8 protein-coding genes and 1 pseudogene are annotated in these 14,409 nt (G+C 68.1%); all 9 read right to left on the reverse strand.

Going from position 1 to position 14,409, the window contains the following annotated elements; genetic code table 11:
• Positions 1–22: 22 nt before the first annotated feature.
• Positions 23–265 (reverse strand): annotated as a pseudogene (locus OG963_RS13655) (hypothetical protein); the annotation flags it as partial.
• Between the two features lie 306 nt (positions 266–571).
• The gene (locus OG963_RS13660; protein ID WP_030927058.1) at positions 572–955 is read right to left on the reverse strand and encodes a helix-turn-helix domain-containing protein; all 384 of its coding nucleotides are present in this window, start codon (positions 953–955) and stop codon (positions 572–574) included.
• A gap of 109 nt (positions 956–1,064) precedes the next feature.
• Entirely contained in the window at positions 1,065–1,574 is a 510-nt protein-coding gene (locus OG963_RS13665; RefSeq protein WP_030927056.1) for a CinA family protein, read from the reverse strand.
• Complete coding sequence (gene pgsA, locus OG963_RS13670) at positions 1,571–2,290, reverse strand: CDP-diacylglycerol--glycerol-3-phosphate 3-phosphatidyltransferase (protein ID WP_030927054.1); 720 nt, start codon at positions 2,288–2,290, stop codon at positions 1,571–1,573. The genes OG963_RS13665 and pgsA overlap by 4 nt, the downstream gene beginning before the upstream one ends.
• Positions 2,287–3,765 (reverse strand): 30S ribosomal protein S12 methylthiotransferase RimO, encoded by a 1,479-nt coding sequence (rimO, locus tag OG963_RS13675; protein WP_319739471.1) that lies wholly within the window; start codon positions 3,763–3,765, stop codon positions 2,287–2,289. Before rimO ends, pgsA begins: the two co-directional genes overlap by 4 nt.
• A 121-nt stretch (positions 3,766–3,886) precedes the next feature.
• Positions 3,887–4,687 carry a helix-turn-helix domain-containing protein gene (locus tag OG963_RS13680; RefSeq protein WP_371798951.1) on the reverse strand — a complete coding sequence of 267 codons (801 nt, stop codon included), beginning with the start codon at positions 4,685–4,687 and terminating at the stop codon, positions 3,887–3,889.
• A gap of 219 nt (positions 4,688–4,906) precedes the next feature.
• Entirely contained in the window at positions 4,907–7,693 is a 2,787-nt protein-coding gene (locus OG963_RS13685) for a DNA translocase FtsK (RefSeq protein ID WP_371798952.1), read from the reverse strand.
• Positions 7,694–7,860: 167 nt separating this feature from the next.
• Positions 7,861–8,538 carry a two-component system response regulator gene (locus tag OG963_RS13690; protein ID WP_093777382.1) on the reverse strand — a complete coding sequence of 226 codons (678 nt, stop codon included), beginning with the start codon at positions 8,536–8,538 and terminating at the stop codon, positions 7,861–7,863.
• A 244-nt stretch (positions 8,539–8,782) separates the two neighbouring features.
• Positions 8,783–14,206 carry a HAMP domain-containing protein gene (locus OG963_RS13695; protein WP_030927044.1) on the reverse strand — a complete coding sequence of 1,808 codons (5,424 nt, stop codon included), beginning with the start codon at positions 14,204–14,206 and terminating at the stop codon, positions 8,783–8,785.
• Between the last annotated feature and the right edge of the window lie 203 nt (positions 14,207–14,409).

Consider the following 14,409-nt stretch of genomic DNA (forward strand, 5'->3'; position numbering starts at 1 on the left):
CGCCCCACACTCCGGCAGTACGCCACGCGCTGCCGGCGCGGCGTATCCCGACCGCGAACCACCCGGCCGTGTCCCCGTCGGCCCCCACCGTCCCGGTCGGACCGGCGCTCGCGGCCACATGGACGGGCAGGAGGCTCAGCCCCCAACCGCCTGCTGCCACCGCGCCCTCGACCAGCCCTACGCGTTCCGGCTCCAGCAGCAGCCGCAGCACAGCCCACCACCACACCCCGCCGAGAACGAGCGCGGGCACCCATCGCCGTACCATGGCTGCCTCCTCCGACCGAACCTAGTCCGGCCCGATCACCCGGCGGGAGAGCGCACCGGTGCAGTACCGGCGCGCACGGCGCGGACGAGCCTCCATTCGTAGGGCCTCATGACCTCACAGTCATCAACGCATCACCCACGATGGCACATATGAGTTGAAACCGTAATTCGGGAAATTCAGCTGATATGCAGACTTCCCGAGCACCTCATCCCGCGCATCCCCCGTCCGAGCCCTCCGCATACGCAGAAGCCCCGGCCGACCCCAGAAGGGGCCGACCGGGGCTCCGGTGCACACCGAGTGCGCGGGTCAGGCGGCGACGACATCCACCGCTTCCGCGGGTGCCTTGATTGTCACCCGTCCCGTCGGCACACCTGCCACCGACGTCACGGAGACGGAATTGAGCATGGGGCGTACCGGTACAGGTACCGGATCGCCGGCTGCTGCCGACTCGGCCAGCTCAGCCAGCGACAGCTCATCACTCACTTCACGCATGAGTTCGGACATCCGTACGTCAAGCGCGTCGCAAATGGCGGAGAGCAGTTCGGAGGATGCCTCCTTCTGCCCCCGCTCCACCTCGGAGAGATAGCCGAGCGAGACTCGGGCGGACGAGGAGACTTCGCGCAGAGTACGGCCTTGGCGCTGGCGCTGCCGACGCAGCACGTCACCAAGCAGGCGACGGAGCAGAATCATCGGTGGCTCCCTCCTCGGACCGCGTAGCCGCATCCTTCACGCCCCACCGTACCGCCTTGCGCTGCGGCCGTGCGGGGAGCGATGTCGTGTTCACTCAGGGCTGCAAACATCAATTCCCCCCGTTGTGTTCCGTATCCTGTGCGCTCGCATTCTCGCCGAGTTCGCCGGAGAGCAATTCGAGCACGCTCCGTACACTCTCTCTACGGATGTCCGCCCGGTCGCCGTTCAACCGCAGCGCGGTCACTTTCTCCGCGCCGTCCGGCCCCACGACCGCTACGTAGACCGTCCCGACGGGCTTGCCGTCCTGTGCCTCCGGTCCCGCGACGCCGGTGGTCGACAATCCCCAGTCTGCACCGAGAACGCGCCGCACACCTGTCGCCATCTGCCGCGCGACCTCGGGATCCACCGCACCGTGCGCTGCCAGCAGGGCCCCGTCCACAGCCAGCACGTCCCGCTTCAGGGGCGTGGCGTACGCCGTCACGGACCCACGGAAGGAGTGCGACGCACCGGGTACGGAGGTCAGCTCCGCCGCGACCAGGCCGCCGGTCAGCGACTCGGCGACGGCGAGAGTCTCACCACGCTCCACGAGCAGCTGCAGCACCCGGGCAGCGGAAGTCACCGCTCGGCCTCCGCGGAATCCGAAGCACGGGCGGACGCGGATGCCCCGGAAGCCCGGTCGGCCGCAGCAGCCCGCTCGGCCGCCAGCCCCTTGCGCCGCAGCACGACCGCCTGACGCACGTAGTCGAGCCCGGTGACGACCGTCAGCACGACGGCCACCGCCATCACCCAGAAGCGCAGCGTGGCAAGCGGGCCGGTCAGCGCCAGGACATACATCCCGACGGCCGTCCCCTGCGCCAGTGTCTTCATCTTGCCGCCGCGACTGGCCGGAATCACCGCATGCCGTATCACCCAGAACCGCATCAGGGTGATGCCGATCTCGCGGAAGAGGATCACGCCCGTGACCCACCACGGCAGATCACCGAGGTACGACAGACAGATAAGCGCCGCACCCATGATCGCCTTGTCGGCGATCGGGTCGGCGATCTTGCCGAAGTCGGTGACGAGGTTGTACGTGCGCGCCAGGTGACCGTCGAAGAGGTCGGTGATCATGGCAATGGCGAACGCCGCCCAGGCGAACGAACGCCAGGCCGGGTCGTAGCCGCCGTTGTGCAGCAGCAGCATGACGAACCCGGGCACCAGCAGCAGCCGCACCATGGTCAGGATGTTGGCGATGTTCCACAGGCTGGCCTGATTGACGGCCGCAGTGCCCAGCTTGCCGCCGCGGACCGGCTTCGTGCCGGATCCGCCTGCCGCGGATGCCGGGACTCCGGTCATCTGGCTGCCTCCACAAGTTCGGAACACTCGGCCACCAGGTCCACTCCCTCGGTGCCCACCACCTTTGCCTCGACCATACGGCCCGGCGCGAGGCCCTCGCGCCCGGTGAAGAGCACCTGGCCGTCCGTTTCGGGAGCCTGATGGGCCGCACGCCCCACCGCGCGCGGCTCGTCGTCCGTGGCGTCGACCGACTCGACCAGCACCTGAAGAGACTCTCCGAGCCGCTCCTCGGCGCGCTGGGAGGTCAGTTCCTCGGCCAGCTGCGAGATGTGCGCGAGCCGCTCCGCGATGACGTCGGCGTCGAGCTTGTTCTCGTAGCCGACCGCCTCGGTGCCGTCCTCGTCGGAGTACCCGAAGACGCCGATGGCATCGAGCCGCGCACCTGTGAGGAAGCGTTCCAGCTCGGCGAGGTCGGCCTCGGTCTCCCCCGGGAAGCCCACGATGAAGTTCGACCGTGCACCAGCCTGCGGCGCCTTGCTTCGGATGGTTTCCAGGAGCTCCAGGAAGCGGTCTGTGTCCCCGAAGCGGCGCATCGCTCGCAGCACCCCGGGGGCGGAGTGCTGGAAGGAGAGATCAAAGTACGGGGCGACCTTCGGCGTCGACGTGAGCACGTCGATCAGGCCGGGCCGCATCTCGGCGGGCTGCAGGTAGCTGACCCGGATCCGCTCGATCCCGGCGACGTCGGCGAGTTCCGGCAGCAGCGTCTCCAGCAGCCGGATGTCGCCGAGGTCCTTGCCGTACGAGGTGTTGTTCTCGGAGACCAGCATGACCTCCTTGACACCCTGCTCGGCCAGCCAGCGCGTCTCCTGCAGAACGTCCGAGGGGCGCCGCGAGACGAAGGAGCCGCGGAAGGACGGGATGGCGCAGAAGGAGCAGCGGCGGTCGCAGCCGGAGGCGAGCTTCACCGAGGCGACCGGGCTGGTGCCCAGCCGGCGGCGCAGCGGCGCGCGCGGCCCGGAGACGGGCGCCACACCGTCCGGAAGGTCCGCAGGGGCCGGGACGGCTTCCTGCGCGTGCCCGGGCAGCGCGACCGCGGCGTCCTGCCGCTCGGCCGGGCTGATCGGCAGCAGCTTGCGCCGGTCCCGCGGGGTGTGCGAGGCGTGGATGCCCCCGTTGAGGATGGTCTGGAGGCGGTCGGAGATGTCGGCGTAGTCGTCGAAACCGAGGACCCCGTCGGCTTCCGGCAGGGCTTCGGCAAGATCCTTGCCGTAGCGCTCGGCCATGCAGCCGACCGCGACCACGGCCTGGGTCCGGCCGTGGTCCTTCAGATCGTTGGCTTCGAGAAGAGCGTCGACGGAGTCCTTCTTGGCGGCCTCGACGAATCCACAGGTGTTGACGACGGCGACATCTGCGTCGGAGGCATCCTCGACGAGCTCCCAGCCGTCCGCTGCCAAGCGGCCTGCGAGCTCCTCCGAGTCCACCTCGTTACGGGCGCAGCCAAGAGTGACAAGGGCGACGGTACGGCGTTCGGGCATGGGCTCAAGACTACTTTGTCCCGGCGGTCACCCCGCCGAGCAGGGTTCCGTCCTTACAGGGAGTGACAATGACGCGAGCGCCCGGCAGGATCGCCGGGCGCTCGCGGTGTGGACATCGCCGTCAGCCGACCTCGGGGTCGCCCTTCGTGTACGAGAGTCGCTCGACCTGGCCCGGCTGGAACTTGTCCTCGACCTTCTTGCCGTTGACGAAGAGCTCGATCGAGCCTGCGTCCCCGAGGACGAGGTCGATGCGCTCCTTGTCCTGGAAGGTCTTGGACTGGCCCTGCAGCAGCAGCCCGTCGAAGAGCTGCCGCCCGTTGTGGTCCTTGGCAGAGATCCAGCTCTTGCCCTGACTGGCGCTGAGCTTGACCGTGACCTTGTCCCGCGGGGCCGCGGCGATGGCGCTGTCGGACGGTACGGGCTTGGGGTCGGTGGTCTTGGTGGGCTTGGGCTTGGGGCTGGTTGTGTTGGGCGTGGAACCTTCCGCGACCTGCGTGGACGTGCCGCCGTCGTCAGCACCCTTGAAGAAGGTGAAGCCGACGAAACCGACCACGGCGACGATCGCCGCGACCATGGCCGCGGTCCAGTTGGGCCGACGGGGATCGGAACGGATCCGTTCGGCTTCGAACATCGGCGCCGCCGGCGTGGGCGCAGGACGGCCGCCGTGCTCGGCGTCGAACTGCGAGACCAACGGTTCCGGATCGATGGAGACGGCACGCGCCAAGGTGCGGATATGGCCGCGGGCGTACACGTCGCCGCCGCAGCGGGAGAAGTCGTCCTCCTCGATCGCGTGCACGATGGGGATGCGCACCCGGGTGGACGAGCTGACCTCTTCGACCGTGAGACCTGCGGCGATACGAGCCTGCTGAAGCACTCGACCGATCGAAGGCCGGTCGTCTTCGGGGGAGTTGCCGATGGACACGGGGGCGCCTTTCGAGCGTGAGCCACCTGCTGGGTGTTCAGTCTAGGGGGGGTACGAAAGGGTGAGGCAACCGGGAGCAAGGACTTTGTACGCCATCGGATTCGAACACCATCGGATGCGAACACCGTCCCATTCGCCGGACGCCCTCTGGAAGAACATCCTGCTGCCCCTTCCCTCAAGTTGACGTGCGACCCGGCGAAACGGTTGCCCATCAGACCCTTACGAAGCAGTTTCCCCGCGGATCTGTGCCAACACCTCGTCCAGTTCATCCGGTTTCACCATGACATCGCGCGCCTTGGACCCCTCGCTCGGTCCGACGATGTTCCGCGACTCCATGAGGTCCATGAGCCGGCCGGCCTTGGCGAAGCCGACCCGCAGCTTGCGCTGGAGCATCGAGGTGGATCCGAACTGGGTGGAGACGACCAGCTCGGCGGCCTGGCAGAGCAGATCCAGGTCGTCGCCGATGTCCTCGTCGATCTCCTTCTTCTTGGCGCCGCCGACCACCACGTCCTCGCGGAAGACGGGCGCCATCTGATCCTTGCAGTGTTGGACGATGGCCGCGACCTCGCCCTCCGTGACGAACGCGCCCTGCATGCGGGTGGGCTTGTTGGCCCCCATCGGCAGGAACAGTCCGTCCCCCTTGCCGATCAGCTTCTCGGCGCCGGGCTGGTCGAGGATGACGCGGCTGTCGGCCAGCGAAGAGGTCGCGAAGGCGAGCCGGGAGGGCACATTCGCCTTGATCAGACCGGTGACCACGTCGACCGAGGGCCGCTGGGTGGCGAGCACGAGATGGATGCCCGCGGCGCGAGCCAGCTGGGTGATGCGGACGATGGCGTCCTCGACGTCGCGCGGAGCGACCATCATCAGGTCGGCCAGCTCGTCGACGATGACCAGCAGGTACGGGTACGGGGAGAGCTCTCGCTCACTGCCCTCCGGCAGCTTGACCTTGCCATTGCGCACGGCCTGGTTGAAGTCGTCGATGTGCCGGTATCCGAACGCTGCGAGATCGTCGTACCGGAGGTCCATCTCCCGCACGACCCACTGCAGTGCCTCGGCGGCGCGCTTCGGGTTGGTGATGATCGGTGTGATCAGGTGCGGGATGCCCTCGTACGCGGTGAGCTCGACGCGCTTGGGGTCGACCAGCACCATCCTTACGTCCTCGGGGGTCGCCCGCACCATGACCGAGGTGATCAGGCAGTTGATGCAGGACGACTTGCCGGAACCGGTCGCACCGGCGACCAGCACGTGCGGCATCTTCGCGAGGTTGGCCATCACGTAGCCGCCCTCGACGTCCTTGCCGAGCGCGACGAGCATCGGGTGGTCGTCCTCGGCCGCGTCCGCGAGGCGCAGCACATCGCCGAGGTTGACCATCTCGCGGTCGGTGTTGGGGATCTCGATGCCGACGGCGGACTTCCCCGGGATCGGGGAGATGATCCGGACGTCGGGACTGGCGACGGCGTACGCGATGTTCTTGGCGAGCGCCGTGATCCGCTCGACCTTCACAGCCGGGCCGAGTTCCACCTCGTAGCGCGTCACCGTCGGTCCGCGGGTGAAGCCGGTGACCGCGGCATCGACCTTGAACTCGGTGAAGACGTTCGTCAGGGAGGCGACGATCGTGTCGTTGGCGGCGCTGCGGGTCTTGCCAGGGCCGCCGCGTTCCAGCAGGTCGAGCGAGGGCAGCGCGTACGTGATGTCTCCGGAGAGCTGCAGTTGCTCGGCGCGGGCCGGAAGCGGGTGGGACTGTGAGCGGTCCGGCGCGGGCTTCGTCAGATCGGGTACGCCGTCGAAGAGTGCCGCACCTCTCTCCGGCTTCCCCGCCTCCTGGGCCTGCTCCGCGTCCCGGGCGCCGGGTACCGGGGTGCCCGACCGTTCACGGTGCCGCTCGACGGTGACGCCCTGGGTGAGGTCGGCGACGATCGGCGAGGGCGGCATGCCGTTGAGCACCGCCCCGTCGAGCGCCGCGGCCGCGGCCGCGGCGACGTCCACGGCGTCCATGGTGCGGTTCATCGCGGGCTGCACGGAGGGCCTGCGCGACCTGCGGCGCTTGGAGAGCGCCTCGGCCTCCGCCTGCGCGGGGTCGTACTCCTCGGGCGCCTCGGAGCGGCGCGCGGAGGAGCGTCGGGAGCGGGCGGGCAGCGCGTCGCGCCATTGCTCGTCGTACCGCTCGTCGTCGCTCTCGTCATCCGTCTCGGGGTCGTACTCCGGGTCGACGATCCCCAGCTTGGAGCCGAGCAGTCGCAGTCGCTGCGGAATCGCGTTCACGGGGGTCGCGGTGACGACGAGCAGTCCGAAGACGGTGAGGAGCAGGAGGAGCGGTACGGCGAGGACCTCGCCCATGGTGTAGATCAACGGCTTGGAGGCGGCCCAGCCGATCAGGCCGCCCGCGTCCTGCATCGCCTCGCTGCCGTCCTCGCGGCCCGGCGATCCGCACGCGATGTGCACCTGTCCGAGCACCCCGATGACCAGGGCGGAGAGTCCGATGACGATACGGCCGTTGGCCTCGGGCTTCTCGGGGTAGAGGATCAGCCGCACGGCGATCGCGCCGAGCAGTATCGGGACGAGCAGATCGAGCCGGCCGAAGGCGCCGGTGACGAGCATCTCGACGAGGTCGCCGACGGGTCCCCGCAGATTCGACCAGGTGCCCGCGGCGACGACCAGCGCGAGGCCGAGCAGCAGAAGGGCGAGGCCGTCCTTGCGGTGTGCGGGATCGAGTCCCTTGGCGCCGCGCCCTATGCCGCGGAGCATCGCGCCGACGGCATGGGCCGCACCGAGCCAGACGGCGCGCACCAGCCAGTACACACCGCCGGTGGGTGACGGTGCGGGTCTGGGCGCAGCCGCTTTCTTGGCCGGTGCTTTCTTGGCCGGTGCCTTCTTCGCGGGCGCCGTCTTCTTCGCGGCGGCTTTCTTCGCGGGCGCGGCTTTCTTCGCCGGACCCGCGGTACGGCCGGAACGCTTCGCGGTGCCCGCCGTGCCCTGGGAACCCTTGCCGGACGTACGTGAGGCCATGGTGCCGAGGTTACCGGTGTCGGCGGCCGTGAACACGTGTGCCTCCGGGTTCACCCGACCGTGTCGCCCCACGGGGGCCGGAAACTGACGTGCCCTCACCGTGGACGGACCGTCAGCGCCCCGGCCCGGAATACGGCTCGGGGCCGGGGAGTTCCGCCGAGGACGTGTTACGAAGGAAGCGCGGCCGTGCCACTCCCGGCGCCCGGCTCCAGCGCGTCGAGCGCACGCCGCAGTCCGGTCAGCTTCCGTTCGAGATGGGCGGCAGTGGCCACCGCCGCGGCGTCCGCCGACTCGTCGTCGAGCTGCTTCGAGAGGGCCTCCGCCTGCTCCTCGACGGCCGCGAGGCGCGCCGAGAGTTCGGCCAGCAGCCCGGCGGGCTCCTTGTCCTGCTCCGCGCTCGGCCGACCGCCGCCCTCGAGCTGGAGCCTGAGCAGTGCGGCCTGCTCGCGCAGTTGGCAGTTCTTCATGTAGAGCTCGACGAAGACCGAGACCTTGGCGCGCAGCACCCAGGGATCGAACGGCTTCGAGATGTAGTCCACCGCGCCCGCCGCGTACCCGCGGAAGGTGTGATGCGGACCGTGATTGATCGCGGTGAGGAAGATGATCGGGATGTCCCGGGTCCGCTCCCGCCGCTTGATATGCGCGGCGGTTTCGAAACCGTCCATGCCTGGCATCTGGACGTCCAGCAGAATGACCGCAAAGTCGTCCGTCAGCAGCGCTTTGAGCGCTTCCTCCCCTGACGATGCCCGCACCAGCGTCTGATCGAGCGCAGAGAGGATGGCCTCCAGCGCCAGCAGATTCTCCGGCCGGTCATCGACCAGGAGGATCTTGGCCTTCTGCACCATGGCCCGTCCTCCTCGCCCCGGAATCGCACCGGGCGCCGCCCCAGGGGACGACTCCCTTACGCCGTCCGTCCTTGTGCCGGTCATGGTAGCCGCACCCCGCCCGTCACCACACCCTGTCACCGCGATGTCACTGTGCACATACCAAAAACGCGGTGGGAGACCAGAAGGTTCCCCGTCCACCGCCCTCTCACACCCTTTCGAGCACAGCCGATCAGCAAGTTATCGTGATCCGTTCAATCGACGATCACTCTCCGCGCATCCACTGCTCCATGACGGAGAGCAGATGATCAGGATCAACCGGCTTGGTGACATAGTCGGAAGCGCCGGAATCGATCGCCTTCTCCCTGTCGCCCTTCATCGCCTTCGCGGTCAGCGCGATGATGGGCAGCCCGGCGAACTGCGGCATCCGGCGGATCGCCGTCGTCGTCGCGTAGCCGTCCATCTCCGGCATCATGATGTCCATCAGCACAACCGTCACATCATCGTGCTGCTCCAGGACTTCGATGCCCTCGCGCCCGTTCTCCGCGTACAGCACCGAGAGACCGTGCTGCTCCAGCACACTGGTCAGCGCGAAGACGTTACGGATGTCGTCGTCGACGATCAGCACCTTCTCGCCATCGAACCGGAACACCCTGCGGACCTCGGGCTCCTCCTGGCCGGCCGCCGCCCACGACTCCTGCACCGGCGCGGTGCTCCTCGCCGACAGCGCGGGCCTCTGCTCCCTTCCGCCGAGCGCCTTGCGGCGATGCCGGAACAGCCCTGCGGAACCGACCTGACCGTGCGACGGCGCCAACAGACCGGCGCCCGCCCCCGCCTCCGGAATCAGCCCTTCCTCGACCGCTTGGCCATGCGACTCGATGGGACCGGGACCGATCTGCGGGTAACCCTGCGGCGGCAGCTCACTGGGGTGCAGCGGCAGATACAGCGTGAAGGTCGAGCCACGGCCCGGCTCGCTCGCCGCATGGATCTCGCCGCCCAGCAGCCGGGCGATCTCCCGGCTGATGGACAGCCCGAGCCCCGTACCGCCGTACTTGCGGCTCGTCGTACCGTCCGCCTGCTTGAACGCCTCGAAGATCACCAGCATCTTGCTGGACGCGATCCCGATGCCGGTGTCGGTGACCGAGAACGCGATCAGATCGGCGTCGGCGTCGCGCAGCGAACCGGCTTCGAGGAGCTGCTCACGGATGGCGTTCGGCACATCGGCGCCGGCAGGGCGGATCACCAGCTCGACGGCGCCGCTGTCGGTGAACTTCACCGCGTTGGACAGCAGATTGCGCAACACCTGCAGCAGCCGTTGTTCGTCCGTGTGCAGCGTCGCCGGCAGCTCCGGCGACACCCGTACGGAGAAGTCGAGCCCCTTCTCCGCGGTGAGCGGCCGGAACGTCGCCTCCACGTAGTCGACCAGCTGGACCAGCGCGATCCGGGTCGGGCTGACGTCCATCTTGCCCGCCTCGACCTTCGACAGATCGAGGATGTCGTTGATCAGCTGAAGCAGATCGGAACCGGCCCCGTGGATCGTCTCGGCGAACTCCACCTGCTTCGGCGAGAGATTGCCCTCGGCGTTGTCCGCGAGCAACTTGGCCAGGATGAGAAGGGAGTTGAGCGGCGTACGCAGCTCGTGCGACATGTTCGCCAGGAACTCGGACTTGTAGCGCATCGAGACGGCGAGTTGCTCGGCACGCTCCTCCAGAACCTGCCGGGCCTCCTCGATCTCGGTGTTCTTCACCTCGATGTCGCGGTTCTGCTGGGCCAGCAGCTCGGCCTTCTCCTCCAGTTCGGCGTTGGAGGCCTGCAACGCCTTCTGCCGGTTCTCCAACTCCTCCGACCGGTCACGCAGTTGCTCGGTCAGCTCCTGCGACTGCTCCAGGAGCTTCTCCGTCTTGGTGTTGACACTGATCGTGTTGACGCTCGTCGCGATCATCTCGGCGAGCTGGTTGAGGAAGTCCCGCTGGATGTGGGTGAACGGCTGGAACGAGGCCAGCTCGATCACACCGAGGACCTGCCCCTCGAAGAGCACCGGCAGCACGACCACATGCGCGGGCGGCGCCTCGCCGAGCCCCGAGGAGATCTTCAGATAACCCGGCGGCACGTTGTCCACCTGGATCGTCCGCTTCTCCTCCGCCGCTGTGCCGATGAGCGTCTCGCCCGGCCGGAACGACGTCGGCATCGATCCCGCGGAGTAGCCGTAGCTGCCCCGCATCCGGAGCACATACGCGCCTTCCTTGTCGGCCTCCGCACCCATCGCCTCGATGTCCCCGGTCGGCACGGCCAGGAAGAACGCCCCGTGCTGCGCCGAGACGACCGGGGTCAGCTCGCTCATGATCAGCGAAGCGACGTCGTCCAGATCACGGCGCCCCTGCATCAGACCTGAGATCCGGGCGAGGTTGCCCTTGAGCCAGTCCTGCTCCTTGTTGGTGGCGGTCGTGTCGCGCAGGTTGGCGATCATCGTGTTGATGTTGTCCTGGAGGGCCTGGATCTCGCCGGCCGCGTCCACGTCGATCTTGAGGTTGAGATCGCCACGGGTCACCGCGGTGGCGACGGCCGCGATGGCTCGCACCTGACGCGTCAGGTTCCCGGCCATCTCGTTCACGGACTCGGTGAGGTCGCGCCAGGTGCCGTCGACGTCCCGGACCCGGGCCTGGCCGCCCAGCTGCCCCTCGGTGCCCACCTCGCGGGCCACCCGGGTCACCTGCTCCGCGAACGACGAGAGCTGGTCGACCATCGTGTTGATGGTGTTCTTCAGCTCCAGGATCTCGCCGCGGGCGTCGATGTCGATCTTCTTGGTGAGATCGCCCTTGGCGATGGCTGTGGTGACCGTGGCGATCTGGCGCACCTGACCGGTCAGGTTGGACGCCATCGAGTTCACCGACTCGGTCAGGTCCTTCCACGTACCGGAGACGCCCGGGACCCGCGCCTGACCGCCCAGCTCTCCCTCCGTGCCCACCTCACGGGCGACTCGCGTCACCTCGTCGGCGAACGACGACAGCGTCGTCACCATCGTGTTGACGGTGTCGGCGAGCTCGGCGACCTCGCCGCGGGCCTCGACGGTGACCTTCTTGGTGAGGTCGCCGTTGGCGACCGCGGACGAGACCCGGGAGATGTTCCGTACCTGGCTGGTCAGGTTGTTGGCCATCAGGTTGACGTTGTCGCTGAGGTCCTTCCAGATACCCGTCGCACCTCGCACCCGGGCCTGGCCGCCCAGGATGCCCTCGGTGCCCACCTCGCGGGCGACTCGCGTCACCTCGTCGGCGAAGTTGAGCAGCTGGTCGACCATCGTGTTGACGGTCGTCACCAGTTCGAGGATCTCGCCCTTGGCGTCGACGGTGATCTTCTTCGAGAGATCGCCCTTGGCGACCGCGGTGGTGACCTCGGCGATATTACGGACCTGCAGGGTCAGGTTGTTCGCCATGCCGTTGACGGACTGGGTGAGGTCCTTCCAGGTACCGGACACGCCCTGTACCTCGGCCTGTCCGCCCAGAATGCCTGCCGTACCCACCTCACGGGCGACCCGGGTCACCTGCTCCGCGAAGTTCGACAGCTGGTCCACCATCGTGTTGAGGGTGTTCTTCAGCTCAAGGATCTCGCCGCGGGCGTCCACGTCGATCTTCTGCGACAGGTCACCGCGCGCCACCGCGGTCGCGACCTGCGCGATGTTACGCACCTGGGCGGTGAGGTTCCCCGCCATGCCGTTCACCGAATCGGTCAGATCGCGCCACACACCGGCCACGCCGGGCACCTGTGCCTGGCCTCCGAGCCGTCCGTCCGTGCCCACCTCGCGGGCCACCCGGGTCACCTGCTCGGCGAAGGCGGAGAGCTGGTCGACCATCGTATTGATGGTGTTCTTCAGCTCCAGGATCTCGCCGCGGGCGTCCACGTCGATCTTCTGCGAGAGATCGCCCCGCGCGACCGCAGTCGTCACCTGGGCGATCTGACGCACCTGCGAGGTCAGGTTCCCCGCCATGAAGTTGACGGAGTCGGTGAGCTCCTTCCACGTACCGGAGACACCGTCGACCCGCGCCTGGCCGCCGAGCCGGCCCTCCGTGCCCACGTCCCGCGCCATCCGGGTCACCTGGTCCGCGAAGGACGACAGCTGCGCCACCATCGTGTTGACGGTGTTCTTCAGCTCCAGCATCTCGCCGGCCACGTCCACGGTGACCTTCTGCGACAGATCGCCGTTCGCGACCGCAGTCGTCACCTGCGCGATGTCGCGCACCTGACCCGTCAGGTTCCGGAACGCCGTGTTCACCGAATCGGTGAGGTCCTTCCACGTACCCGCCGCACCCGGAACCTCGGCCTGTCCGCCCAGCCGGCCCTCGACACCGACCTCGCGGGCGACCCGGGTCACCTCGGAACCGAAGGACTGCAGCTGGTCCACCATCGTGTTGACGGTGTTCTTCAGCTCCAGCATCTCGCCGGCCACGTCGACCGTGACCTTCTGCGTCATGTCGCCGCTGGCCACCGCCGTGGTCACCTGCGCGATGTCCCGCACCTGCGTGGTCAGGTTCCGGAAGACCGTGTTCACCGAATCGGTGAGGTCCTTCCACGTACCCGCCGCACCCGGAACCTGCGCCTGACCGCCGAGCAGCCCCTCACCACCGACCTCGCTGGCCACGCGCGTCACTTCGTCGGCGAAGGTCCGCAGCGTCTCGGTCATCTGGTTGATCGTCTCGGCGAGCTGCGCCACCTCGCCGCGTGCACTGACCGTGACCTTCTGCGACAGGTCACCATTGGCGACCGCCGTCGTCACCTCGGCGATGCCGCGCACCTGCGAGGTGAGATTTCCGGCCATCGTGTTGACGGAGTCGGTGAGGTCCTTCCACACCCCGGCCACACCGGGCACCGTGGCCTGACCGCCCAGCTCGCCCTCCGTGCCCACCTCGCGGGCGACCCGGGTCACCTCGGAGGAGAAGGACGACAGCTGGTCGACCATCGTGTTGACGGTGTTCTTCAGCTGAAGCATCTCGCCGGCCACATGGACGGTGACCTTCCGCGAGAGATCACCCTTGGCGACCGCCGTCGTCACCAGCGCGATGTCCCGCACCTGCGCGGTGAGCCGGTACGCCATGGTGTTGACGGAGTCCGTGAGGTCCTTCCAGGAACCGGACATTCCGCGCACCTGGGCCTGCCCGCCCAGCTTGCCCTCGGTACCCACCTCGACCGCCACCCGCGTCACCTGCTCGGTGAACGCCGACAGCTGGTCGACCAGGTTGTTGACCGTACGGGCCACCTTCAGGAACTCGCCACGCAGCGGTCGCACGGTCTCGTCGGTCGTGTGCGACCGGAGCTCCATCCGCTGTTCGAGATCACCGTCCGCGACCGCGGAGAGCACCCGCCCGACCTCCGACACCGGCCGCGCCAGATCGTCGACCAGCTCGTTCGAGGCGTCGATTGCAGCGGCCCAGGAGCCCTCGCAGGCCCCCGTCTCCAGCCGCTCGGTCAGCTTCCCCTCGCGCCCGACCACGCGACGTACACGTGCCAGTTCGCCGGTGAGATGAAGATTTCGGTCGGCGACCTCGTTGAAGACCGCCGCGAGCTCCGTCATCACGCCGTCGCCCGACACCGTCAGACGCCGCCGGAAGTTCCCGTCGCGCATCGCCACCAGGCCCGCGAGCAGTCTGTTGAGCGCCGCCGCATCTACGTCGATCGTTCCATTGCGCTGTTTCTTCACGGACTGTCCGCCTTTTGTGCGCGTGCCTGATCCCCGCGCCGCCACGCCAGACTCCACCGTGTCCCTCCCGCAGGGGTTGACCGTATCGCTCGGGCCTTTATCTGGGAGCTTGCCCAGTTCCACATTGGCTCACCGCCACTGCCCACCGTCGACGGGTGACCATGCGGACGTCAAATCGTTGAAACGTACCAGGCCGAAACAGA

It is taken from the genome of Streptomyces sp. NBC_01707 (assembly GCF_041438805.1).
GTDB lineage: Bacteria > Actinomycetota > Actinomycetes > Streptomycetales > Streptomycetaceae > Streptomyces.